Below are 26,455 nucleotides of genomic sequence, written 5' to 3'. Positions count from 1 at the left end.
AATGAAACTAAAGGTGGATTTTTCAGATTTTTGGCCTGATTTTGATAAGAAGGATAATTATTTCTATAATTTATTAGTTCAAAAATATACTGTAATTATAGATGAAAACCCAGATGTGCTTTTTTATTCAAGTTTTGGTAACGACTATTTAAAATATAATTGTAAAAGAATTCACTATACTGGAGAGAATTTTAGGCCTAATTTTTACTTATGTGATTTTGTTTTTTCTTTTGATTATACCTCTAGGAAAAATCATTTTAGATTGCCTTTGTATTCTTTATATATAGAACGCCATAAAGAGTATAAGAATTTTTGGTCCAAAAAAAGTAAAGAAGAATTAAAAAATATTTGGACTAAAAAAAACAAGCTTTGTTGTATGGTGGTATCTAATCCAAAGGCTAAAGATCGAATAGATTTCTTTGAAAATTTATCGAAATTTATACATATAGATTCTGGTGGAGCTGTATTAAATAATGTAGGTGGCAGGGTTAAAAACAAAACAGAATTTATAAAAGATTATAAATTTGTTATAGCTTTTGAGAATGATATACAATCGAGAAAATATTAGAACCCATAATGATGGACTGTATTCCTATATATTGGGGTAATAAACAGATAGATTTTGAATTTAACTCAAAACGTTTTATTAAATCTATAGAAGAACTTTCTAAAAGAATAAAGGAGATCGAGTGCAATCCAGATATCGCTATTAAAATGCTACAAGAGCCCATTTTTGCAAAAGATAGAATTGATTATGAGACCGAAAAAATGCTAGTTTTAGAACGTATTATAAACGTTATTGAGTCAAAGAAAAGACCAATTGCTAAAACTTACAGACCATATGTATATATGTTATTGAAAAAATATATTCGTTTTAAACAACTATTAAAAAGGAGTTTAAATAAAAGTTTAGCATGCTAGCTATAGTTATTCCATATTATAATTATAAGTTTTTTAATGAAACTCTTGATTCTTTAGCGAATCAAACAGATAAACGTTTTAAAGTTTATATTGGTAACGATGCAAGTTTTAATAACCCTCTACCATTATTAGAGACTTATAAGAATAAATTTGACTTTGTATATAAAAAGTTCAAAACTAATATAGGAAAGACATCATTAGTTAAGCAATGGGAAAGATGTATAGATTTATCTGCTAATGAAGAATGGTTAATGCTATTAGGAGATGATGATTATGTGAGTAACAATTTTATTGAAGAGTTTTATAAACAAATTGAAGATATATATGCATCAAACGCAAATGTTGTTAGATATGCCACTCAAATAGATAAGGTAGGTAATAAATTGTCTGACGTTTTTATGCACCCTAAAATTGAAACGTCTCCAGATTCTTTTTACCGAAATATTTTTAGCTTATCTAGAAGTTCTCTTTCAGAACATGTTTTTAAAAGGAAGGCTTATTTAAAGTATGGATTTAGAGATTTTCCACTGGCTTGGGGAGCAGATGATTTTGCCTGGTTAGAGTTCACTGAGTTTAAAAATATATATACCATAAACGAAGCTGTTGCCTACATAAGACTTTCATCTGAAAACATATCAAGAAAAGGATTTAAAGAAAAAGAAAAACTTGAAGCAAAATACCTTTACTTTACTTTAATTGTTAGTAAGTTATTAAATAAATTTAAAAAAGAACAGCATTATAAATTATTTAGATATTATGAGGGCTTAGTATATCGTTCAGATAATATTTCATTTAGATTTTGGTTCTTAACATCTAAATTTTACTTAACAAATAAGTATTTTTTGCAATTTCTAAAATTTCAGGTAAGGATTGTAATAAATTACTTTTTACATTTTAAAAAGTAAAAACATTTTGTTTATTTAATTATTACTTTACTTAATATAAATTTCTAAAACGTTTTGAAGCAGTTATTAATATACTATATTTATTGAATCTCTAGTTATATAATGAAAATGCCTTTAGTTTCAATTATTATCCCCACCTACAACCGAGAACATTTAATAGGTGAAACCTTAAATTCCGTATTGGCACAAACTTATACCAATTGGGAATGTCTTGTTATAGATGATGGCTCTGCAGACAACACTTCCTCACTATTAGAAACCTACTGTAAAAAAGATAGTAGAATTCAATATCATCATAGACCAAAAAATCAGCCAGGAGGGGGTAATGCGGCTCGAAATTATGGGTTTGAACTAAGTAAAGGCGAATATATCAATTGGTTTGATAGCGATGATATCATGTTACATGAGTTTATAGAAAAAAAAATAAATTTAATAAGTTCTAAGAAGCTAAAGGCCATTATTTGTTCGGGATATTTAACTGATTCTCAATTGAACATTTTAAGACCAACAAAATATTTTAATGATGGGAATTTATTTAAAGAATTTACATTACGAAAATCAGATATATTGACACCTTCCATTTTATTTAGAAAGTCTGCATTAAACTCAACAGAATTGTTTAATATTGGCTTAACTGATGGGCAAGAAACGGAGTTTTTTCATAGATTTTTTTTTGATTTAAAAAATGATGAATATAAATATATTGATGAAAAATTATTTTTATATAGAAAACATAGTAACTCTATTGGGAGTAATAAAATAGGAGATTATAATTTCAAAAATAGATTTTCACAAGCTTATGTTGAGTTTGAAAATCTAAAACGAATTATAAAAATAGGGGATAGAGAAATGATCAATTTTGTCTATAAAGCCTTATTAAATTTGCTCTTTCTTACCATGGACAATAAAGATAACCATACTTATAATTATATTTTAGACGGAATACGTGGCTATTATAAAGATATTGGGGTTTTTAACTATATGGTGTTAATTTGTTATTTAAAAGTAGTTTTGAATATTAATATGAGGAGCTATAGAATTGAAAAAATGATAAGGAGGAGATAATAAATTAAAAAACATCGTTTAATAAGTAGTTGCCAGCAATTAAAGAGCGCAAATTAGTTTAAAGAAATATTTTTATGTTAAAGAGATTTTATAATAGACCAATTATTGTTACGGGGTCTCATAGGTCTGGTTCAACATGGTTAGGGAAAATGTTATCACTAACCGATAAAATTAAGTATGTACATGAACCATTTAATAAAAATTACCCTCTTAATAGTTTAAGCCCAATTAAATATTGGTTTGAATATATAACTGACTCAGACAGTTTTACACATAAAAATCAATTTATTAAATATCTTGATGCTATTATTGGCTTACCATATCAATATTTTACTATTGATTTGATAAAAGCAATCGTGAAACTGAAACCTAAAATGTTAAAAAATAAAATAAGGTTAATTCAAATAAGATTAACGAAAAGATATTTAATCAAAGACCCGATTTGTTTATTTTCTGTGGATTGGATAGCTAGAAAATATCACGCAGATGTTGTAGTTATTATTCGACATCCAGCCGCCTTTGTTGCAAGTATAAAAGTTAAAGACTGGAATCATGATTTTAATAATTTTTTTAAACAAAAAAAACTAATAAAAGAAGTGCTAAAACCATTTGAATCTGAAATACAAAATTATGCTAATAAAAAACACGACATAATAGACCAAGGTATCATGATGTGGAATCTTATTCATTATAGAATTAAAGATTATCAAAACAAACATAAAAACTGGATTTTTATCCGTCACGAAGATATTTCAGTAGACCCAATTGAAGAATTCAGTAAACTGTACAAAAACCTTAAAATAAAAAATTTTGATTTGATTAAAGATGAAATTATTAATCACTCTAAATCTGATAAGGGGGATTTGTATAGAAATAGCAAAGAAAATATCTCCAGTTGGAAGAATAGGCTATCTGAGGAAGAGATATCAAGAATAAAAATTGGGACGAAGGAAATTTCTAAACATTTCTATACTGATAATGAGTGGTAAATTGTTAGCTATAATAAATAGAATTAAGCCTATTTATGATGGTATCTATAAGTTTAGTACTTTTACTTAAACGTGTACGGATAGACAAATCATAGCTCCTAATCCCGTCCCCTGAATATTGCCAATAGTTCGAGAAAAAAGATAAATGTTATACTGATTGATAAATAAAAATTAAAAAATGGAAATTAGTGTTATCATTCCTACAAGAAATCGAGTAAATTATATTAATCTTCTAGTCGAAGATCTATTAAAACAAGATATTTCTAATTTTGAAATAATTGTAGTAGATCAATCTAAAAACCCAGTGAATATAAAAAATTGTAAACACTTAGTTATAGATTCTACAGGGCCTTGTATTTCCAGAAATATAGGTGTAAAAGAGTCTAAAGGAGAAATTTTAGTGTTTTTAGATGATGATGCCAGAATTGAACCGAACTTTATTCGTGAAATTACATATCCTATAATACATGATAAATTTCATGCTGTTGCTGGTTCAAATTGTGATGTTAATGGGAACTATTTAGCAAAGGACAATGATTACTTTAATTATAACGTCGATAATTTTATAAAAGTTTTAACGAGGAACCCGAACACTAGTAAATCTAGAATCTGTATGTCTTTTCCTGGCTGCTGTTCGGCAATATTAAAAAGCGTATTTGATGACATTGGTGGGTTTGATGAGCAATTTGATCCTACTGGAGCAGGGGAAGACAGAGATATGGCTTTAAGACTTTTTAATAAAGGGTATATGACATGGTACAATGCTAAAGCTAAATTGTATCATATAGGTGCGACCACTGGAGGATCTAGAGATGTTGGTAGTAGAACTTTAATGTTAGATGTTCATACCTACTCAATGTGCAAAAAATATTTTTCATTAGAACTAGCAAACGCATTAAGAATAACAATTTTGGAAAATTACCGTAGAAATTTTTTTAAATCGCTATTTGCTTTAAATTTAATAAGAACAAAATTTAAATTATATCGTGAAGCAAAAAGTCTATTGAAATAAAGAAAATGAATATTGATATGTTTTGATAGGAAATAGTTTGTGTTTACACTTTTTAAAATGATTTTGTTGAACAAAAGACGGATGAAATATTTCTTTAAAACAAAAAATCAAATAATAAGCATATTTATAAAGATAAGATGAATATTATATCAAAAATTAAAAATACTATAAGGAACAATAATAAATCATACACTGAATTAAAACATCATTTAAAAAAATCTGATGATATATACTCAATGGCAATTCTACAATCGTTATTAGTTGGTTACCCATACTTGCCATTAAATGGTGGCGCTCTGAGACCAGTTTGTATAGCTTATATTTTAAATGAAATTACTATTAATCAAAGAAACAATATTTTAGAATTTGGTTCAGGGATTTCTACTATTATGATGGCTAGATTATTGAAAAAAAACAAACTCAATGCAAAAATAGTTACAATAGAGCACAATGAAGTATGGGCAAAAAATTTAAAAGATTATTTAAAAAATGAAGAATTGTTGCAATTTGTAGAGATGGTTAGAGTTGATTTAAAAGAGATAACTACAGCGTTTGGCGTAGTTAATTGGTATGATTATGGTAAAGTATCAATCGCTTTAAAAGAGATGAAATTTGACTTAATTATTATTGATGGACCTCCTGCAAATAATTCGAAATTAAAATATTCGAGATTTCCAGCATTAGATAAGTTGGAAGCTAATTTTAAAAGTGATTTTTGTCTAGTATTAGATGACGTCAATAGAAAAGGTGAGCAAGAATTAGTTGAGTTTTATAAAGAAAAAAATAACCATGTAAATTATACCGTTATAAGTGAAACATTAGGTGTTTTTAGGACAATAGATAAGTTTAACCCAATTCCAATACATTATTAATGTCATTAAAAATTGCAATATTTACAGCTGTTTATGGAGGGAAGGATAAACTTAAGGAACCTTTTAAATTCAAAAAAAACGAAAATATTGATTACTTTCTTATTACAGATGACCGTGTAATAGAATCAAAATTCTATCAGGTTATATATAAAGAGCCATTTGTTGATGATATAACAAAGAACGCCAGATATTATAAAATTATTGGTTTGGACTTATTTAATGAGTACGATTATGTAATTTGGCATGATGCTAATATACAAATGAATCATGACGAAATTCCTAACTTATTAAGTTTTGCGTCTAAAAATAGTTTTGCTTTTTATTGTCACCCCGTAAGGAACTGTATTTATGATGAGGCTATAAAATGTATAAAGCTTGAAAAGGATTATCCTTATAAATTACTTAAGCAGGTTTTAAAATATTTTTTGAAAGGTGTGAAAAATAATGATGGACTTTTTGCAACGGGTTTATATGTGAGAAATAATCAATTTATTAATGTTGATTTTATAAACCAATGGTGGATTGAGACAAAGAATTATTCGAGGCGAGACCAGATTTCATTATCTTATTGTTTAAAAAAATTTAAAATATATCCTGCGATAATTAATGGAGATATTAGACATAATAAGTATTCTAGTTTTCATAGACATAAACATTTTAAATATGAATTTTTAAGGGCACGTAGAGAAATATTTTTTTTCGAAAAGCAAAAAAAAATAGCAATAAAAATAATATTATTTTTAAAAAAAATAAATTTTAGTGGAGTATAACAAATCTTATATTGGTTTAAGAACAGATTTATTAAAATTAATTGAAGGTGATTTTAATAAAGTTTTAGATGTAGGGTGTGCTTTGGGTACAAATGGGGAATATTTACTAAAAAATAATATAGCTGATACTGTTTACGGAATTGAATTTGATGCTAAAATGGCAGAAGAAGCAGAAAAGTGTAACACAAAAGTTTTTTGTGGTGATTTAAATTCTACAGCGTTTAGAAAAACAATAATAAATGAATCTCCATTATTCGATTACATATTGTTTGGAGATGTATTAGAGCACTTATTAAATCCCCAACAAGTACTTACCGATTTAAAATCAAGATTAAATAAAAACGGTAAAATTATTATTTCACTACCCAATATAGCCCATGTTGAATTATTTATTCAGGTCTATATTAAAGGAACTTTTCCTCGAAATCCAAGAGGTATTTTTGATAGAACCCATCTACGATGGTTTACTCGTAAAGATGTTTTTAATTTACTTCAAGATTCAGAGTTGAAATTACTTAATTATATAAGAAATTATAGATCTCGCGATGCTATAGGCTCTAAATTCGATTGGAAATATAAATTATTGAAATTAATTAATAAAGATTTGGTGACATTTCAACATATTGTAGTTTGTACTCATGAAAATTAATCTATTCATAGTAATTGTTACATACAATGGAATGAAATGGCTTCATAAATGTTTAAGTAGTTGTGCATCATATCATGTTATTGTTATCGATAATAATTCCAGTGATGACACGGTATCTTTTATAAAGGAAGAATTCCCAAAAACTACAATCCTTCAACAAAAGAATAATCTAGGTTTTGGTGCTGCCAATAATATTGGATTCTCCTATGCATTAAAGCAAGGAGCAGATTATGTGTTTTTATTAAATCAAGATGCGTATTTAAAACCCAATACTGTTGAAGATTTAGTAAGGTGTCATAAAGACAATACCGATTTTGGTATTTTGAGCCCAATTCATTTAAATGGAGATGGGACAAAATTAGATTATAATTTTTCGAAGTATATTGCACTTAATAACGCATTGCAAAATGACATAAATAGGCAGTTATTTTCAAAACAAATTTACGAAATACCATTTGTTAATGCTGCAGCGTGGTTGTTACCAAGAAAAACCATTGAAACAGTTGGAGGTTTTGACCCCATTTTTTATCACTATGGAGAAGACATTAATTATACCCAACGTAACGAATACCATAAATTAAGAATTGGTGTTGTTTCTCAAATTTATGTGCTTCACGACAGAGAATTAAGATTAAAAAGACAGCTTGATAATAATTCTGAAAAATTAACGCATTTCGAACGCAGCTTAAAACAGAATTGGGCTAATATTAATAACGACATTGAAAATAATATTAGATTAAAGAAGCAAATTGTAGTAAAAGCAATTTTAAAATCACTAATAAAATTAAAGTTTAATGAGGCGATAATTAACATAAATAAATATAGGTTGTTAAATACAATTCTGCCTGACATCAGAAACAGTAGGAAGATAAATAAAGAAATTGGGTTACATTATTTAGATGATTAAAACTTGTATTACGGGTATTAGTATAATCACACCACATTTCAATGATTTTGAAGGTATAAAACGAACGCATGACTGTTTGTTAAAACAAGATTCAGAACAGTGGGAGTGGATTATAGTAGATGATTTTTCAGATGCAACTGTAAAAGAATTGCTAGTTCAATATTTTCAGGAAAATTCGAGCCAAAATATTAAGTTAGTTTTAAATGATAGAAAAGAAACGGCTTCTATTTGTAGAAATATTGGCGCAGATCATGCATCTTATAATCATTTAGTGTTTTTAGATTCAGACGATATTGTATCCAAAGATTTTGTAAGTAATCGATCTATTGAGGTTAAAGATTTTGTAGTGTTTAAGAATTTTAATCTTTTAGATGAGAAAGGAAATAATAAGCCTGCTCCTTCTGCTGATGGCAACTATTTAAACTTTTTTTTAAAGGCAAAATTTATTTGGCAAACCTCTGCTATTTTATGGAATAAATATTTTTTTATCAAGATCGGAAAATTTAATACTTATTTAAAAAGATTACAAGATGTGGAGTTATCTATTCGTGCACTTATTTTAAGTAATAATTACAGAATAATTGATAACAAAGTGGACTTTTTTTACACTGTTTCGCCAATTAATATCAAAAAGACGCCTATAAATGTAGTTTGTGAATCTGTAAATTATTTAATCACTTACATGAGCGAGCATTATTCTTTAGATAAGCAACAAAAAGACTTAGTAACAGGATATTATTTTTTATGTATACGTTATTTTAATCGCTCAGAAGATAAAGGTGATATGGTTCATGTTCAAAAAAGCTTAAAAGTATTTTATGAGAAAAACTATATGTCGTATTTCAGTTACTTTAGAGGCTTATTATTTTTAAAATTATATAAAATCAAATTAATTTCAAGTGATTTGTTTTTACGATTGAATAGATATTTCTATAAATGAAAACTATAAAAACACCTATACTCCCTATAAATAAGACCATAGTGAAAACTCAAGGGAAACATGAGTTAGACCTTGAAGCTATTTGTTTATTTATAGCATTTGGTTTTTTTTTCGATACAGATTCCTATTGGAAAGATGAAATGGTTTTAGCGCCAGGGACTAATTATCTGTTCGATGAAAATGATACATTACTTTCTTCTGAAAAATGGTTTGAATGGCATCATACTCCAAGAGCTATTAGTTTTCAAGATACACTTCAAGAATTTACCAATTTATTTGAAACTATAGTAAATGAACAGACTACAAATAAGAAGGTCATTTTCCCCATATCTGGTGGTTTGGATAGTAGGACACAAGCGGTAGCTTTAAGAAATCATCCTAACGTCAAATCTTATAGTTACGATTTCGAAGGTGGCTATCCAGAAACTAAAATAGCCAAGAAAATTGCAAACGCTTGTCATTTTCCATTTAAGTCATTCAAAGTTCAAAAAGGATATTTGTGGGATTGTATAGAAGCATTAGCAGAAATTACTCAATGTTATTCTGAGTTTACCCATCCTCGACAAATGGCTTTTTTTAGTGCTTTAAAAGATATGGGCAATCTTTTTTCTTTGGGTCATATGGGGGATCTTATGTTTGATTCATTTGGATTCAAACAATTAACTTTCGATCAAGAAGAGGATGTGCTAATTAAGTTACTGTTAAAAAAAGGAGGTGTTGAATTGGCAAGTACTTTATGGAAAACTTGGGGGCTAGATGGAAATTTTGAAGACTATTACAGAACAAGGTTACGGGCTCTTTTAAAAGCAATAAATATTGAGGATACAAATGCCAAGTTACGTGCCTTTAAAACACAGTATTTTGTGTCTAGATGGTCTTCTAATAATTTATCGATTTTCGAAGCCATGCAACCAGTAGCGCTACCTTATTATGATAATAGAATGTTTGAATTTATTTGCACCGTACCAGAAAAGTATTTAGCAAATAGACAATTACAAATAGCGTATATTCAACAAAATGCTCCAGACCTTGCAAAGATTACCTGGCAAGAGAAAAGGCCTTTTAGTTTAAATAATTATTATTTAAATGAGGCTCCATATAATTTACCATACAGAGTAGTCAACAAATTGAAAAGGGAATTTAAAGAGCTTATTGGAAAGCCTTATATATCAAGAAATTGGGAATTACAATTTGTTGGAAAAGAAAATGATAAACACCTAAAGAAATGGTTGTTTGAATCGAATTTAAAAGATCTTGTTCCAAAGAATATTATTCAAGAATACTATGATAATTTTAAAGAAAAGGATGCTGTTACCTATTCCCATTCTGTAAGTATGTTGCTAACGTTGGCATTTTTTCAAGAGAAGTTTAGTAAGTAAATGAGCTTATATTTAAACATATTTTGTTTGTAATATTCGAAAAACTGTTTAATATCCAATACTTAAAAAGATTTTATAAAATTATTAAAAATGATTATCCCTAGTTGAAAAAATTATTACATATTGAAATAAATCCTAATAGAATTTATGGGCTTGATATTTTAAGAGCTTTGGCAATTTTATTTGTGGTTGTGCAGCATGGGTCTTTTATAATGCCATGGAAATATTATAAATATATGAATATGTTCACTTTTGATGGTGTAAGTATTTTTTTTGTTTTGAGTGGATTTTTAATAGGGGGAATATTAATCAAACTGTTAGAAAATAATAGCATTAGTTATAAGCTAATTATTAATTTTTGGATAAGAAGATGGTTTAGAACACTTCCAAATTATTTTTTGATTTTGTTTCTTCTTCTACTATTAGGTTTTATTTTTAAAGATGATATTATTTTAATCGATAATAAAAAGTACATTATTTTCTCTCAAAATTTGTTTTCTGAGCATCCTAAGTTTTTTCCAGAAGCTTGGAGTTTAAGTATAGAAGAATGGTTTTATTTATTAATTCCTGTTTTTCTTTTTCTTTTTATAAAATTTTTTAATATCGAAGTTAAAAATTCAATTTTAATTTCAGCAATTGGGATAATATTATTTGTAACTTTATTTAGATATTACAGATATTCTGTTTTGTTAATAGATGATATCAATAGTTGGGATTTAATTTTTAGGAAGCAGGTTTTTACAAGGTTGGATAGTTTAATGTTTGGTGTGCTTGGAGCATATTTCAATTTTTACTGTAATGAATTTTGGTCTAAAAATAAAAGGTTGTTTCTAATTGTTGGCGTTATTCTTTTCATTTTGACAAAGTTTGATTATTTGATTTTTAATAGATTTGGCTTGTATCATTGTGTTTTTTCATTTTCGATTACATCATTGGGGACACTGTTTGTTTTACCTTTTTTAAGTTTATTAAGTAATGGAAAAGGATTTTCATATAAATTGATTACTTATATCAGTTTAATTTCTTATTCTATGTACCTCTTAAACCTATCAGTTGTTCAGTTATGGATATTGAGTAGTATTGATTGGTCATATTTATACGACTTTAATGGAAATTTGTTTTTGTTAATTAGATATATATTATATTGGTTTTTTACAATAGTCATTTCAATTTTAATTTATAAATACTTTGAAATCCCTATAATGAATCTAAGGGATAGAATTAAGGTGAAATAATTGGGAGAATAGGTTTTTTCAGGATTGTATAATCTCGTACATCTTTAATTATAGACGATCAATTATTCGGTAACAAGACAGCATTTCTTAATTTAAATTAATCATATATTTATACCATTGTTAACCATAACGAAAATGAAAGCCCCTAAAATTCAATGAAAGAATTAATTAAATCAATATTACCTCGAATAGTAGTAAACAAATATAGAGCATATAGAGCTTATAAAAGGTATAAAGGAAATTCTGTGTTATGTCCTATCTGTAATTCTTCATTTAAAAAATTTGCTCCTTTTGGTACTTCACAAAGAGAAAGTAGAAAATGTCACAATTGTGGCTCTTTAGAAAGACATCGCCTTATATTTTTATATCTAAACGAAAAATTTAATTTTTTTAATAATAATTCAAAAGATAAAATTCGATTATTGCATTTCGCACCAGAGAAAATGTTTTATAATATTTTTTCTGAAAACAATGGAATTGAATATACTGCTTGTGACTTATTTCCAAAGGAATACAATGGAAAAACGAAAATCACTAAAGCCGATATAACAAAAATTCCTTTTGAAGATAATTCATTTGATTTCATAATATGTTCCCATGTTTTAGAACATATCCCAAATGACCGTTTAGCTATGTCTGAATTGTACCGAGTTTTATCAAAAAAAGGTGATGCTATTTTGCAGGTTCCTATTGATTATAAAAGAGATAAAACCTATGAAGATCCTAATATTAATTCGCGAGAAGAAAGACTACAAGAATATGGTCACCCGGATCATGTTAGATATTATGGAAAGGATTATAAAGAAAGACTAGAAAGTTGCGGGTTCACTGTTAATGTAGATCATTTTATTTCTACTTTAAGCAAGAATAATATATTTAAATATGGTTTATTAGAATCAGAATTAATTTATCATTGTAAAAAATAATTTTTAAGTATCAAAACGCACAAACATTGTCCAATTGAATAAAATATAATGTTTCTGTCATAAAAAAAACTGAAGAAAACATTGGTTAATTAATATATCAAATTACAATTTTCCAAGCCTTAGGTGAAATGATTCAAAAAAAAATCAAAATATTATTTACGATTCCTAATTTCGATACAGCTGGAAGTGGTAAAGTAGTCTATGATTTGGTAAAAAATTTAGACCGAAGATTTTTTAATCCTGAAATTTGCTGTTATCATAATCGAGGTGCTTTTTTTAAGGAGGTTGAAAAGTTGAATGTAAAAATTCACTTATTCCCTTTTGCTATTAATTATCGGCCTTTTATTACGTTCCCATTTCGGCTTATTAAAACCATTCATTTTTTTAGAAATAATAAATTTGATATTATACATTCATGGCATTGGAGTTCTAATTTTTCTGAACCGCTAGCAGCAAAATTAGCAGGTGTTCCATTTCTTTATACCAAAAAATCTATGGGTTGGGGTAATAAAGCTTGGCGATGGAAAACGGCTTTAAGTTCTAGAATTATTACGATTAATTCTGATATGAAATCGTTTTATTCTGGGAAAACTCTTGAAAAGGTTGATGAGATTCCTTTGGGAGTTGATACAAATTTTTATACTCCTAGAATAAAACGAGATAAAGCACTTTTAAAAAAACTCAATATTAACCTAAATGACTTTGTTATTGTTTCGGTAGTGAATTTAATCCCTGTTAAAGGCATAGAAGTGTTAATAAATGCGGTTATTGTATTAGATAAACCTAATATAAAACTGCTTATCGTTGGAAGTGACAAAGGCGACTATGCCAATTCGTTAAAGGAAATGACTCAAGGTCTTTCTTCTATTCAATTTTTAGGAAAGAAGGCAGATGTGAGACCTTATCATGCCATTGCCGATGTGTTTGTTATTCCAACGTTGGAATTAGGGGAGGGGCTTCCTGTAGCTCCGTTAGAAGCTATGGCTTCAGGAAAAATTGTAATTGGATCAAATGTTAGTGGTGTTAAAGACATATTACATCCTTTTTCGAATTGTTTATTTGAGCCAAATAATGTTAAGAGCTTAAAAGATTGTATTTTAAATATTTTTGATATGAGTACTGAAGAGTACATTCAATTAGAAAAAGAAATGAGAACTCGAGTAGAAACAACCTATTCTATAGAAAGTTTTATCAAATCGCATACAAATCTTTATAAAGAAATAGTTTCACAAAATTGAGATAAAATTATTGAGCAAGAAAATTAAAATAGCCATTTATTCTGGAGATATTCCGAGTACTACTTTTATAGAACGCTTAATTAAGGGGTTAGCTAATAAAGGGGTTCAAATTTATCTATTTGGGTTCATAAAAAGCAAGATGGGGTATGAGAAAAATGTTTCAATTTTTGGATATCGAAATACTAAAATCAGTAAAGTATGGCATCTTTTAAAGTTTAGTGTTTTATTATTCTTGTTTAAGAATAAAGACAAATCAAAATTAGATAAGATGTTAAAAGACAAATCAAATAAACCTCTAATTGCTAGAGTAAAGTATTATCCAGTTTTATATTATAGCCCCGATGTTTTTCATTTGCAATGGGCAAAAGGTATTGATGAATGGTTATGGGTAAAAGAGTTTGGTATAAAACTGGTTCTAAGTCTTCGGGGTGCTCATATTAATTACTCTCCGTTGGCAGATAAAAGATTAACTAATATATATAAAACTAATTTTCCAAAAGTTGATGCCTTTCATGCAGTCTCTAAAGCAATTAGCCTTGAAGCACAAAAATATGATGCCCCAAAGGAAAAGATAAACGTGGTTTATAGTGGCATTAGTTTAGATACTTTCATTAATAAATATGAAAAGCAAAATAACGTTTTCAGAATAGTATCCATAGGTAGACCACATTGGAAAAAAGGATATAATTATGCTTTAAATGCTATTAAAATATTAAAAGATAAAAATATTGAGTTTAAATATGTGATAGTGGGTGGAAAAAAAAATATTGAGCTAGCCTATCAAATTAAGGATTTAGGATTAGAAGAAAATATAACATTACTAAATCAGTTAGCATTTAAAGACGTAGTTAATCAAATGCAATCATCAGACTTATTATTACTGCCTAGTGTTGAAGAAGGAATAGCCAATGTAGTTCTGGAGGCTATGGCGTTGAAAACATTAGTGGTAACTACCGATTGTGGCGGAATGAATGAAGTGATTACCAATAATTATAATGGATTTTTAGTCCCAATTCGAGATCCTGAAGCAATAGCCAAAACTATTGAATATGTAATAACACTAGCTAATGATGATAAAGAAAATATTGTAAAAAATGCACTTGAGACAATTAATAAAAACCATAATGAGCAATTAATGGTTGATAATATGATGAATATATACACTAAATTATTTAGTTGATTTGAAAGAAAAGAAATCACATATTAATGCTATAGGTATAGCTTTGTCTTATGTTCCGAAGTATTCTGAAACATTTTTTAAAAACAAAATTTCTGGGCTGCAAAAAAGCAATTATCGCGTCATTTTATTTGTAGATTATAAATGCTTAAATGATTATAATCACAAATGCGAAGTTGTTTATGCGCCTAAACGTTATCAAAATACTATAAAAACTATATTGAGCGGTTTTAGTACATTGGTTAAGGCATTTTTATTTAATCCTAAAAAAGCTATTAGTCTTTACTATTTAGATAAACAAGATGGTATTTCATTTGCTAATAGAATAAAAAATATAATTCTTAATCAGTTTTACTTTACAAAAAAAATAGATTGGTTACATTTTGGCTTTGGTATGAATGCTATTAAAAGAGAAAATGTAGCATCTGCAATTGGAGCTAAAATGGCTGTAAGCTTTAGGGGGTCAGACCTATATATAACCCCTTTAAAACATAACAATTGTTATGATTTATTATTTACAAAAGCTATAAAATATCATGTGCTATCTGAAGAAATGAAACAAACACTAATAGGCTATCAGGTTGATAAAAAGTACATTCAAGTTATAACGCCTGCTATTAATATTGATTTTTTTAAAAGCAGTAGTGCTTTTAAACCTGATGAAAATTTAAGATTAACCACAGTAGCGCGCTTGCACTGGAAAAAGGGTTTAGAATACACTTTAGAAGCACTATCTATATTAAAACAACAAGGCATCGATTTTAAATTTACTATAATAGGTGAAGGTGAGGAACGAGAGCGTCTTATTTTTGCAGCTCATCAGTTAGGTGTCATTAACAATGTAGCGTTTAAAGGTCAACTTAATCATGATGAGGTTAAAGCACATTTACAGCATACAGATATTTATTTGCAGTATAGTATACAAGAAGGCTTTTGCAATGCCGTATTAGAGGCTCAAGCTATGGGCTTATTGTGTATAGTATCAAATGCTGAAGGTCTGCCAGAGAATGTTATTAATAACCAAACGGGTTGGGTTATTAATAAAAGAAATCCCATGGCACTTGCTAAAAAAATAATGGATGTATATCATTTGCCTTTAGTTGAAAAAGAAGCTATAAGAAAAAATGCTATTCAGCGAGTCAATCAAAAATTTAATTTAGAAAAGCAAAATCGAGAGTTTGTAGAGTTTTATAAATAAAAGATTGATTAAAGTTGTTTCCATTTTAAATCTTTATTATTGTATTAATTAAATATTAATAATTTAAATGACCAAGTACGAATTTTTTCGTTGGATAACTTATCCAGTAATGCCCGTAATTTTAATAACAGTAAGGAATGATATTAAAAGCCTAATAAGGCGTTCTAATAAGGAAAAACTTAAGATTCTCGATGTTGGTGGTAGAAAGTCTCCATATACCATTAATCTTAACGCCCATATTACATTACAAGACATACCCCAAGAAAGTGAAACCCAAGAACAATTGAATCTTGGTTTTACTGAAGATATTTTAAGGTCAATTAAAAAAAAGCGTAGTAATATCAAAGATGTTATTATTGAAGATATGACTCAGTCAACTATTAAAAATGGCACTTATAATGCTATAGTTAGCGTTGAGGTTATAGAGCATGTTAGGGAAGATGATTTGTTTGTAAAAAACATATCAAAAGCCATTAAAAATGATGGTTGGGCCTATTTTACTACACCTAATGGTGATTTTATAAAAAATGAAGGGCCAAATAAAAACCCAGATCATGTTAGACATTATACAAAAGAAGAACTTAAAAAGCTTCTAGAAAAATACTTTAAAAAGGTAGAAGTTAAATATGCCGTTAAAACAGGTAAATATAGATTGTGGGGCTTAAAAAGTTTTAAAAAACAAAAACCTATTTCATTATTTAAATCTTTATTAGGTAATCTAGTAAATAGAATTCAGTCTTATAACGTACATAATAAATCAAAAGGCACAGCGCATTTAGTGGCGGTAGCTTATAAATAATCAAAAGTAACTAACTTGTCTGCTAATAAAGAAAAAGTATTTGTAATTGGATTTCAGAAAACTGGAACTACCTCTTTAGAGCATGCATTGCAGTTTTTAGGATATCGTGTTTATGGAGGTGATAAAAATTTAATGAAATACACTAATACTGAAGATTTAAAAGCATATATAAAAAAATCGCTAGATTCTTGGGATGCAGCGCAGGATATGCCTTGGCCTTTATTTTATAAAGAACTTTACGACCTTTATCCAGATGCAAAGTATATACTAACCATTAGAGATACCAATAAATGGCTTAGAAGTGTGGTGACTTACTTTGCAAGTATTAGAATACCATTGCATAAAAAGATTTATGACGTGCCATGTGCAGAAGGCTATGAGTACCGCTATAAAGAAGTTTATGAGCAGACTAATGAAGCGATTTTAGAGTTTTTTAAAAACAATCCTAATTTTTTAATTATGAAAATGGAAGAAAATTTTGATTACGAGACCTTATGTGGCTTTTTAAATTTAGACGAGATACCTCAAGATGCGTTTCCTCATGCTAGAAATAATAAAAAAAGAAAACTACCAAACTATAAATTATACAGAGATATACGTTCTCTATATTGGAATTATAAAAAAGGGTACTAATAATAAACTTTAGATTTTTATGAAAAAAATGATAAAGTCAATTTTGAAACCAATAGGCTTGTATGCCCCTTTATATAATTACTATATTAAGAAAAAGCGAGAGAAATATGCGAATTTTGATTTTTGTAGTATGGACTTTGAAGGTGTTAAACTTAAGTTTAATACAAAGGATAATTATTCTAAATCATGGTTTTTCCCAAGATTTGGAAATGGTTATGTACATGAGCCAGGAGCTACAAAAATTTTTATTGATAATGTAGATGAAGATGCTAATGTATTTGATATTGGTGGACATTTAGGTTATTTTTCATGTGTTGCAGGTATATTATCTAAAAATGGAAAGGTATGCGTTTTTGAAGTAGATTTTAATTGTATCGACTTAATCAATAAAAATATTGAATTAAATAAATTAAAAAATGTTAAAGTTCATAATATAGCGGTTTCTGATTTATGTGGAAATGTATCTATACCAGATTTAAAATTTCCTAATCCAGGTATTCGAATAGAATCTTTCAAAAATAAAGAGCAAATAAAAGTAGCGAGCTTAACCATTGATGAATATATTGGTCAAGAAAATATTATTCCAAACTTTATAAAAATAGATGTTGAAGGAGCAGAGTTTAAAATATTGAAAGGAATGACCAATACGTTAAAAAGTAATAAATTAATCTTGCTTATAGAAATACATGTGTCTCAATTATTGAAATATTATGATACAGATTATAAGGATGTTTTGAAGTTTTTAACCTACTATGGATTTAAATTAGAGAAGGTCAAATCTCATAGAACCAAACAAATAGATTTGGAAGAAATTAAGCCTACAGATATATTAGAAGGAAATATAATGATCTTATGTAGAAATCACTAATTATAAACAAAAATCATTGAAAATCGTCTTATTTTATACTTATAATCAAGGATACCTGTCTAGTTTCTTTCATGAGCTTTCTGTAAAGTTAACTCAAGAAGGTCATGAAGTGATTTGTTTTTCATGGAAAGCTTCAGAAAGTGAACGCGTTATAGATCATGTAAAAGTAATTGTAAAAATAAAGAAAGGCTATTTCACCAATTATTATAATGTTTATGCTATTATAAAAAAAAATAAGCCTGATGTTATTATTTCAAACTTTAGTTACTCAAATCCTGCGTTACTTTTCGGTAAATTATTAGGCGTTAAAAAAAATATTACGTGGTTTCATTCCTTAAATGAACAAATGAATCCGTCATTTAAAAATATTTTTATAAAAAAACTATTTCTAAAACTTGCAGATACCGTTATTGCAAATTCGTTTATTACAAAGGAGCAGTTAAATGAAGTTTATAAAGTACCAAAACATAATCTTGAAGTTGTACCTTTCTGGACAAATATAATACAACAGAAAGAAGAGGTAGCCCAATCAAGGTTTTGTAAAGACTCAAATTATTTAAAAATCGGTTGCCCTGGTAGATTAACAGCTAATAAAAATCAAAAAATTGTAATTCAAGCTTTATCAAAAATAGAAGAATTGCATGATTGTAAGTTTCATTTATATTTTGTTGGTAGTGGTCACAATAAATATAGTTTAAATAAATTGGTTTCCGATTCAAAACTTCTGGATAAGGTTTCTTTTATAGGAATGCTATCTCCTGAAGAAATGAAGAATTTTTATAAAAACATGGATGTTATTGTTTTACCAAGTTTACATGAAGCCTTTGGGTTAGTATTAATTGAGGCATTGGCTTTAGGAATTCCAGTATTAGTGTCGTCTCGATTTGGCGCATTGACATTTATTGATAATAATAAAGAACTATTGGAAAAAATGACTTTTAATCCTGAATCTGTTGACTCTCTGGCAGATAAATTGTTTCCTTATTTTGAAGGGAATAATATCCATAGGAGTCGTTTTAAGAAATTATATACCGATAACTTTAACAAGGATAAAATTTATTTAAAAATAAAAAGTATTCTATTGAAAGACTAATGGAAAATAATTATAATCATATACGTGTTTTATAAAATCACTATTTTAATATGTTGTTTCCTTTTTTAAAATATTTACAGCCTACACATTATTTTCAGTGTTCTAGAATTGATGGGAAATCAGTTTTCCCGAGAATTGATAAACTGCCTGATGCTATTTTAGATTATCTAAAACCTGATGTAAACTATCTGTCTAAACAAGCTCAAGATTATGATTTATCTTGGCAGGCTATTCAGCTCGGATACATAGGTAAAGCAGATAAATATGAGAATTTCCATGAGATATCATTACATGATAATTATATTTTTATTCGTAAATATTTTCATAGTGCTTGGGTATTCTATGTTTTTATAATTCGCATTTTGAGCTTTAATAATGTTTTTAAAGAATTCAGATCCTATTACAGAACAAAACATATTAGTAGAAAAGATTATTTAAAGCAACCCATAAAATATAATTCGTGGAAGGAATTTGATTCTCAATTACTTAAACAGAATCCTAAAATAAGTGTCATTATTCCAACCTTGAACAGATATAAATACTTGAAAGATGTATTAAAAGACCTAGAACAACAAGATTACAAACATTTTGAAGTTATTGTAATAGACCAAACAGATGATTTTAAAAAGCATTTTTATAAATCATTTAATTTGGATTTAATCGTTGAACATCAAAAAGAAAAAGCGTTGTGGTTGGCTAGAAATAATGGTGTTAGAAAAGCTAAAGGAGATTTTCTTTTATTTTTTGATGATGATAGTAGAATTAAAAAAGATTGGATTAAAAATCATATAAAATGTCTTGATTTTTTTAATGCTGAAATTTCTTCTGGTGTTTCAATTTCTAAACAAGGTGCTAGAGTTCCTGAAAATTATTCTTTTTTTAGATTAAGTGATCAGTTAGATACAGGTAATGTTTTAATAAAAAGAGGTGTATTTAAGAGTATCGGGTTATTTGATAGACAATTTGAAAAACAGCGCATGGGAGATGGCGAGTTTGGGCTTCGTGCTTTTTTAAATAATTTTTTAAATATCTCAAATCCATATGCTGAAAGGTTGCATTTAAAAGTAAGTACAGGAGGTTTAAGGCAAATGGGGAGTTGGGATGCGTTTAGAAGTAAAAAATGGTTTGCGCCTAGACCAATACCAAGTGTTTTATATTTTTTCCGGACTTATTTTGGGAATGTGCAATCAAGATACGAATTATTAAAATCAATACCCTTATCTATATTACCTTATCGCTTTAAAAGAAATAGATTAATGTTAGTTATTGGAGTTATAATTTCATTTATAATTTTACCATTAGTATTCGTACAAGTTTATAGATCGTGGCAATTAGCTAGTAAAAAAATTGATGAAGGACCTCTTATAAAAATCATTTATTGAATAAAAACACAAACATAACGATTGTGGCTTCAGAGTTCCCGCCTCAACCAGGGGGCATAGGAAACCATGCTTATAATCTTGCATGGTATTTATCTAAAGAAAATTATGAAGTTGAAGTGATTACTGATGTGAGATCTAAAGATAGTGTTGAAGAAAATGTGTTTGATAAAACTTTGCCATTTAAAGTTATAAGAATTAACCGTTCACGTATACAAGTTTTTACCTATTTTAAAAGATTGCTAATATCGTTTAGAAGATTAAAGAACGCAAATGTAGCTATTGCTACAGGAAAATTTTCACTTTGGAATGTGGCATTTTGTGGCTTATTTTTAAATTTTAAATCGTTGGCTATAGTACATGGCACAGAAGTTAATTTTAAGTCTTATACCCTTAAATCATCTATCGATAAGGCCTTGTTAAGGTTTGATAACATTATTGCTGTTTCTAAGTATACAAAGTCTCTAATTAATCATTTACATAGAGATATAGTTGTTATTCCTAATGCCATTAATACAGATAAATGGAAAGGTTTAAAATCATCATTAATACTAAAAGGAAATCCAGTTTTAACGACGGTAGGTAGAATAAGTGAACGAAAAGGACAATTACAAGTAATTAAACATTTACCAGAATTAATAAAGTACTATCCAGATATACACTATCATTGTGTAGGTATTCCATCTCAAATTAAGGTATGTTCAAAAATAGCTAAAGAATTAGGTGTTTTGTCTTATGTAACATTTCATGGTAGTGTTGATAATTATACTTTATTTTCTATTTTAAATCAAACAGATATTTTTGTTATGCTTAGTAAGGAAACTAGTTCTGGTGATGTTGAAGGCTTTGGGATAGCTATTTTAGAAGCTAATTTATTAGGTATACCTGCTATTGGATCTAAAGGTTGCGGCATTGAAGATGCTATAAATCATGATGAGTCAGGAATTTTAATTAACCCAAAAGATGATAAGGCACTACTAAGAGCTATTAATAGTATACTTAATAATAATGAAGATTACAGGCGTAATGCTTTAAATTGGGCACATCAATTTAATTGGTCTACTATTGTAAAATCTTATCTTTATATATTGAAATGAAACATTCTTGACAAAAGTTTCGATACATATTAGAATGATTATATGAATGTTACAGATGATAGCTAAAAAACAATAATTAATTAACAGATGAAAAAGCGATTGACTATCATATCACATACAGAACATTATATAAATGATAGAGGAGAGGTCGTTGGTTTAAACTCAACAGTTACAGAGATTAATCATCTGTTAGAAATTTTCGACGAGATTAATCATGTAGCCATGCTTCATAAAAGTTTAGCCCCTCCTAATACTAAAGCGTATAGCTCTAATAAGATAAAATTTATTCCATTACATGCTTTAGGCGGCAAAGATGTAAAGAGTAAATTAAAACTTGTTTTTTCAATTCCATTTGTTATAAATCAGATAAGAAAGACCCTTAAACAAACCGATTATTTTCAGTTTAGAGCTCCCACAGGAATTGGTGTATTTGTGATTCCTTATCTATTATTTAGTAAGAAAAAAGGATGGTTTAAATATGCTGGTAACTGGCAACAATATAATGCACCTTTGGCTTATCAATTTCAAAGATGGTTATTGAAAAAAAGCAATAGACTCGTTACTATTAACGGTGTTTGGAATAATCAACCAGAACAGTGTAAGTCTTTTGAAAACCCTTGCCTTACTTTGGATGAGCTTAAGCTAGGTGAAGAGTGCATTTCTAATAAAAAATTTAATAAATCTTCTATTAATTTTTGTTTTGTAGGACGGCTAGAGGATGAAAAAGGCATGAATTTATTAATAAATGCGTTTCTCAATTTAGATAAAAACAATAAAGCTAAAATAGGAGTGATACATATTGTTGGAAAAGGGTCAAAAATGAATCATTACAAGGCAATATCAGAAGCATCGGACTTAACTTTTATTTTTCATAACACTTTGTCCAGAGAAGCTGTACACGCTATTTACAAAGTATCTAATGCCATTATATTGCCATCAGCCTCCGAAGGATTTCCTAAAGTTATAGCTGAGGCGATTAATTATGGTTGTTTACCTATTGTTTCTAATGTTTCCTCAATTAGTCAATATGTCAAAAATGAGATAAATGGATTATTGTTAAACACTATTTCTGAAGAAGGACTGTTAGAGCAACTTGTCAAGTTCTTGAATTTTAATGTGATAGATTACTTTACAATGCTCCAATCTAGTGAACATAAACTGAATAAGTTTACCTACGAATATTATAATAATAGAATTAAAAATTATATTTTGAGCTGATGTTTAAAAAACTAGTTTGGATATTTAAAAGACATCCACTTTTATATAAAACCAGATTCAAATTATTGTCTAAGAACTCTACAATTGAAGAGATAAAAGACATTAGTTATAATCAAGTTAATGTCATAGATGATCTTCCTAGCTATTTTTTTGAAATTAATGCCAAAATTTTTAAAGACTTTAAACCAACAAGTGATTTGGATTTGGTAAAACATTTGAGTCTATGGTTAGAAAATAACATAAAAGGTGGCCCCGGTTTAAGTGAACCTTCAGAAAAAGCACTTAAAATAATGTTAGAAGGGAAAGGTGGGGTTTGTAGCGATATGACTCAAATATTTAATAATTTTTGTGTTATTAATGGCGTTAAGGTTCGAGAATGGGGAGTGACAAGAGCACCATTTGATAGTGAATTTGGAGGGCACTCTTTTAATGAGGTGTTTTGTAAAGAACTTGATAAATGGGTGTTAATTGATGTGTCTTATGGTATTATGTTTTATCATAATAATGAAATGCCATTATCTGTTGTTGAATTATATAAATTGGTAAGACAGGATATTAAAGTTAATTTTAAGTCTTTTCATGAAGTAAGACGATTTAAAATATCTGTTATTGTTAATAATTTTTTGGATAGAAGAAATGTTCCTTTTTTAATATGTGATTATTCTAATAAAGTTTATGATAGTTTTTTAAATTTTTTCAAAACCTTTGCCCCAGTGTTTGTAATTCACTTTCTTGTTTATCTTTTTGGTAAAAGTTATCATTATAAGTTTGCTTTAGATGATTACAGAAAAATTTTTGTTTAAACGTAAATTAAAAATTTGTGAAGCTAGATGTCACATATATTTCTGCAATTGTATTCCATTTTGCTCTGGGCATGTTAATTTATTTTAACGAATCACTAGCGAAAATATATTTTCTAATTGCCTTAGCATACTTTTTATATAGAACAATAATTGCACCTGAGCATCTAAAAACCGTAGAAATATTAAAAGCTTGTGCCTATTTTGTTGGAGCCGAATTAATTTTAAGAATTACCAAAGGCTCATTCTCATACGAAGCTTCTAAGTATTTGGTGATTTTGTTTATGATGATGGGTATGATTTATAAAGGCATTTCTGGGAAGGCTTATCCTTATTTTTTTTACTTGTTATTCTTAGTACCATCAATTTTTGTAGCTTCTACCACCTTAAGGTTTGATGCCAATTTTAGAACAAATATTACTTTTGTTTTGAGTGGTCCCATTTGTTTAGGTATAGCTGCTTTATTTTGTTTTGATAAAAAAATTACTAAACAACAATTATCTCAAGTCTTATTATATGTTTTATTACCTATTATAACTCTAACATCTTATGTGGTTTTTTATACGCCAAGTGTTAAAGAAGTTTTATCATCAACAGTTTCAAATCGAGCAGCATCTGGAGGCTTTGGACCTAATCAAGTTTCAACGGTTTTGGGTTTAGGAATGTTTATTATGACCATAAGACTGTTTGTAAACTCACCTAATATTAGTTTAAAGATTTTAAATGCGGTTTTATTAATTTTAATGTCTTATCGAGCCGTCGTTACTTTTAGTAGAGGGGGGGTAATTGCAGCTTTAATTGCGATATTTGGATTTCTAGTTATCTATTATTTTAAGGTTTCTAAAAGGCGTAGAAATGAGATTTTAGGTGTTTTTGTTTTATTCGTTATAAGCGGTTTTACAACTTGGGTAATTAGTACCAATCAAACTGGGGGGTTAATAGAATTGCGATATGCTAATAAGGATCATTTAGGTCGAGAAAAAGAAGATGTAACAACTGGAAGAGGAAAACTCTTTTTGCATGAACTAGAGGGTTTTATGGCTAATCCCTTTTTTGGGATAGGCTCAAGTAGAGCAAAAGATCAACGGATAGAAATAGAAGGTCAAGGAATTACATCTCATAATGAGGTAAGCCGGATTTTAGCAGAACACGGGATATTTGGTATTATTATTCTTTTAATATTGATTTTTAAACCTTTAGAAATGCGTATCAAAAACAAAAAAAATTATTATTTCTATGGGTTTATATTTTTTTGGTTCGCAACAATTAATCATTCATCCATGCGTATTGCTGCACCTGCCTTTATTTATGCTTTGATTCTGTTAAATGTCACACATGAAAAGAAACCTCTTATACATAGGAAACAAATTAAAGCATAAAAATAGTTCGTCTATTGATTTGTTAGGGAAGCAGTTTGAAAATGAAGGGTATTCTTTGTTTTATGCATCAAGCAAAACATTCAAATTATGGCGGCTTATAGACATGTTATGGGCCTGTTTATATTATAGAAACTCGATTCACTATGTATTGCTAGATACGTATAGCACTCAGAATTTTTATTATGCCTTTTTTGTGTCACAACTATGCAGGTTGTTAAAATTGAAATACATTCCTATTTTACATGGTGGTAATTTACCAGACCGTCTTAGAAATAATTCAAGACTAAGTAAACTCATTTTTAATTACGCATATAAAAATATAGCTCCTTCGAAATATTTAAAGCATAGTTTTGAAAACTTTGGCTATGATAATATAGTGCATATTCCCAATACAATTGAAATTAAAAATTACCCTTATAAAGAAAAAAAAATTGAAACAATTAGGCTGTTATGGGTGCGTTCTTTTTCGAAAATATACAACCCAAAATTAGCAGTTAGAGTTTTAAAAACTTTAATCGATGAAGGTTACGATGCTTTGTTATGCATGGTTGGACCCGATAGTGATGGCTCTTTAAAAGAAGTTAAAGATTTAGCTAGTAATATTAATGCGCCTGTAAAATTTACAGGGAAGCTATCAAAAGAGGAATGGGTAAGTCTTTCTAAAGATTATAATATTTTTATAAACACCACAAATTTCGATAACATGCCTGTTAGTGTTATTGAAGCCATGGCACTTGGTTTACCTGTCGTTTCAACTAATGTTGGGGGTATGCCATTTTTAATTAATAATGGTGTTGATGGCTTATTAGTTGAGCCAAATAGTGAAGAGGCGTTTGTTAATGCTATTAAAACTATTTTTAAAAGTTCAACTAAAACGGCGGAAATAGCATATAAAGCTAGAAAAAAAGTAGAACAATTTGATTGGAATGTAGTTAAAAAGCAATGGTTTTTGCTTTTAAATAACTAAAAATAGTTATTAAGATTGACTAGAAAAGTAAGTAATTTA

27 protein-coding genes are annotated in these 26,455 nt (G+C 28.2%); all 27 read left to right on the top strand.

Features of this window, described 5'->3' with window-relative positions:
* The first annotated feature begins 1 nt into the window (after position 1).
* Complete coding sequence (locus tag Q0739_RS01870) at positions 2 to 568, top strand: glycosyltransferase family 10 (protein ID WP_298236993.1); 567 nt, start codon at positions 2 to 4, stop codon at positions 566 to 568.
* Positions 569 to 576: 8 nt separating this feature from the next.
* Positions 577 to 921: a hypothetical protein gene (locus Q0739_RS01865; protein WP_298236992.1), complete on the top strand. Its 345-nt coding sequence runs from the start codon at positions 577 to 579 to the stop codon at positions 919 to 921.
* The gene (locus tag Q0739_RS01860; protein ID WP_298236991.1) at positions 915 to 1,826 is read left to right on the top strand and encodes a glycosyltransferase; all 912 of its coding nucleotides are present in this window, start codon (positions 915 to 917) and stop codon (positions 1,824 to 1,826) included. Before Q0739_RS01865 ends, Q0739_RS01860 begins: the two co-directional genes overlap by 7 nt.
* Positions 1,827 to 1,928: 102 nt before the next feature.
* Positions 1,929 to 2,891, top strand: a complete 963-nt coding sequence (locus Q0739_RS01855; RefSeq protein WP_298236990.1) for a glycosyltransferase family 2 protein — start codon at positions 1,929 to 1,931, stop codon at positions 2,889 to 2,891.
* Positions 2,892 to 2,965: 74 nt separating this feature from the next.
* Positions 2,966 to 3,880, top strand: a complete 915-nt coding sequence (locus Q0739_RS01850; protein WP_298236989.1) for a sulfotransferase — start codon at positions 2,966 to 2,968, stop codon at positions 3,878 to 3,880.
* A gap of 178 nt (positions 3,881 to 4,058) precedes the next feature.
* A complete protein-coding gene (locus tag Q0739_RS01845) occupies positions 4,059 to 4,892 on the top strand; it encodes a glycosyltransferase (protein WP_298236988.1) in 834 nt (277 codons plus the stop codon).
* Positions 4,893 to 5,128: 236 nt separating this feature from the next.
* The gene (locus Q0739_RS01840) at positions 5,129 to 5,764 is read left to right on the top strand and encodes a class I SAM-dependent methyltransferase (RefSeq protein WP_298236987.1); all 636 of its coding nucleotides are present in this window, start codon (positions 5,129 to 5,131) and stop codon (positions 5,762 to 5,764) included.
* Positions 5,764 to 6,534: a glycosyltransferase domain-containing protein gene (locus tag Q0739_RS01835; RefSeq protein WP_298236986.1), complete on the top strand. Its 771-nt coding sequence runs from the start codon at positions 5,764 to 5,766 to the stop codon at positions 6,532 to 6,534. Before Q0739_RS01840 ends, Q0739_RS01835 begins: the two co-directional genes overlap by 1 nt.
* The gene (locus Q0739_RS01830) at positions 6,524 to 7,183 is read left to right on the top strand and encodes a methyltransferase domain-containing protein (RefSeq protein ID WP_298236985.1); all 660 of its coding nucleotides are present in this window, start codon (positions 6,524 to 6,526) and stop codon (positions 7,181 to 7,183) included. The genes Q0739_RS01835 and Q0739_RS01830 overlap by 11 nt, the downstream gene beginning before the upstream one ends.
* Positions 7,173 to 8,090, top strand: coding sequence for a glycosyltransferase family 2 protein (locus tag Q0739_RS01825; RefSeq protein WP_298236984.1), 918 nt, complete (start codon positions 7,173 to 7,175; stop codon positions 8,088 to 8,090). The genes Q0739_RS01830 and Q0739_RS01825 overlap by 11 nt, the downstream gene beginning before the upstream one ends.
* The gene (locus tag Q0739_RS01820; protein WP_298236983.1) at positions 8,083 to 9,030 is read left to right on the top strand and encodes a glycosyltransferase family 2 protein; all 948 of its coding nucleotides are present in this window, start codon (positions 8,083 to 8,085) and stop codon (positions 9,028 to 9,030) included. The genes Q0739_RS01825 and Q0739_RS01820 overlap by 8 nt, the downstream gene beginning before the upstream one ends.
* On the top strand, positions 9,027 to 10,409 hold the full coding sequence (locus Q0739_RS01815) for an asparagine synthase-related protein (RefSeq protein ID WP_298236982.1): 1,383 nt from the start codon (positions 9,027 to 9,029) through the stop codon (positions 10,407 to 10,409). Before Q0739_RS01820 ends, Q0739_RS01815 begins: the two co-directional genes overlap by 4 nt.
* Positions 10,410 to 10,513: 104 nt before the next feature.
* Positions 10,514 to 11,644 carry an acyltransferase gene (locus Q0739_RS01810; RefSeq protein WP_298236981.1) on the top strand — a complete coding sequence of 377 codons (1,131 nt, stop codon included), beginning with the start codon at positions 10,514 to 10,516 and terminating at the stop codon, positions 11,642 to 11,644.
* 155 nt (positions 11,645 to 11,799) lie between these two features.
* Positions 11,800 to 12,570: a class I SAM-dependent methyltransferase gene (locus Q0739_RS01805; protein WP_298236980.1), complete on the top strand. Its 771-nt coding sequence runs from the start codon at positions 11,800 to 11,802 to the stop codon at positions 12,568 to 12,570.
* Between the two features lie 128 nt (positions 12,571 to 12,698).
* Complete coding sequence (locus Q0739_RS01800) at positions 12,699 to 13,808, top strand: glycosyltransferase family 4 protein (protein WP_298236979.1); 1,110 nt, start codon at positions 12,699 to 12,701, stop codon at positions 13,806 to 13,808.
* A 10-nt stretch (positions 13,809 to 13,818) separates the two neighbouring features.
* Positions 13,819 to 14,988: a glycosyltransferase family 4 protein gene (locus tag Q0739_RS01795; protein WP_298236978.1), complete on the top strand. Its 1,170-nt coding sequence runs from the start codon at positions 13,819 to 13,821 to the stop codon at positions 14,986 to 14,988.
* Position 14,989: 1 nt separating this feature from the next.
* Positions 14,990 to 16,183 carry a glycosyltransferase family 4 protein gene (locus Q0739_RS01790; protein ID WP_298236977.1) on the top strand — a complete coding sequence of 398 codons (1,194 nt, stop codon included), beginning with the start codon at positions 14,990 to 14,992 and terminating at the stop codon, positions 16,181 to 16,183.
* A gap of 67 nt (positions 16,184 to 16,250) precedes the next feature.
* A complete protein-coding gene (locus Q0739_RS01785) occupies positions 16,251 to 16,982 on the top strand; it encodes a methyltransferase domain-containing protein (protein WP_298236976.1) in 732 nt (243 codons plus the stop codon).
* 15 nt (positions 16,983 to 16,997) lie between these two features.
* Positions 16,998 to 17,615 carry a sulfotransferase family protein gene (locus Q0739_RS01780; protein ID WP_298236975.1) on the top strand — a complete coding sequence of 206 codons (618 nt, stop codon included), beginning with the start codon at positions 16,998 to 17,000 and terminating at the stop codon, positions 17,613 to 17,615.
* A 28-nt stretch (positions 17,616 to 17,643) separates the two neighbouring features.
* Complete coding sequence (locus tag Q0739_RS01775; RefSeq protein ID WP_298236974.1) at positions 17,644 to 18,483, top strand: FkbM family methyltransferase; 840 nt, start codon at positions 17,644 to 17,646, stop codon at positions 18,481 to 18,483.
* A 16-nt stretch (positions 18,484 to 18,499) separates the two neighbouring features.
* The gene (locus tag Q0739_RS01770) at positions 18,500 to 19,576 is read left to right on the top strand and encodes a glycosyltransferase family 4 protein (protein WP_298236973.1); all 1,077 of its coding nucleotides are present in this window, start codon (positions 18,500 to 18,502) and stop codon (positions 19,574 to 19,576) included.
* A 50-nt stretch (positions 19,577 to 19,626) separates the two neighbouring features.
* Positions 19,627 to 20,958 (top strand): glycosyltransferase family A protein, encoded by a 1,332-nt coding sequence (locus tag Q0739_RS01765; protein ID WP_298236972.1) that lies wholly within the window; start codon positions 19,627 to 19,629, stop codon positions 20,956 to 20,958.
* Positions 20,955 to 22,052: a glycosyltransferase family 4 protein gene (locus tag Q0739_RS01760; RefSeq protein WP_298236971.1), complete on the top strand. Its 1,098-nt coding sequence runs from the start codon at positions 20,955 to 20,957 to the stop codon at positions 22,050 to 22,052. Before Q0739_RS01765 ends, Q0739_RS01760 begins: the two co-directional genes overlap by 4 nt.
* A gap of 87 nt (positions 22,053 to 22,139) precedes the next feature.
* Entirely contained in the window at positions 22,140 to 23,270 is a 1,131-nt protein-coding gene (locus tag Q0739_RS01755; protein ID WP_298236970.1) for a glycosyltransferase, read from the top strand.
* On the top strand, positions 23,270 to 24,073 hold the full coding sequence (locus Q0739_RS01750; RefSeq protein WP_298236969.1) for a transglutaminase domain-containing protein: 804 nt from the start codon (positions 23,270 to 23,272) through the stop codon (positions 24,071 to 24,073). Before Q0739_RS01755 ends, Q0739_RS01750 begins: the two co-directional genes overlap by 1 nt.
* 17 nt (positions 24,074 to 24,090) lie before the next feature.
* Positions 24,091 to 25,449, top strand: coding sequence for an O-antigen ligase family protein (locus Q0739_RS01745; RefSeq protein ID WP_298236968.1), 1,359 nt, complete (start codon positions 24,091 to 24,093; stop codon positions 25,447 to 25,449).
* Positions 25,406 to 26,416 (top strand): glycosyltransferase family 4 protein, encoded by a 1,011-nt coding sequence (locus tag Q0739_RS01740; RefSeq protein ID WP_298236967.1) that lies wholly within the window; start codon positions 25,406 to 25,408, stop codon positions 26,414 to 26,416. The genes Q0739_RS01745 and Q0739_RS01740 overlap by 44 nt, the downstream gene beginning before the upstream one ends.
* The last annotated feature ends 39 nt before the right edge of the window (positions 26,417 to 26,455 follow it).

The sequence above is a fragment of the uncultured Algibacter sp. genome (assembly GCF_947487605.1).
Classification (GTDB): Bacteria; Bacteroidota; Bacteroidia; order Flavobacteriales; family Flavobacteriaceae; genus Algibacter_D.
Note: the sequence above shows the minus strand (reverse complement) of the source record. Positions and strands in the feature narration are given on the sequence as shown.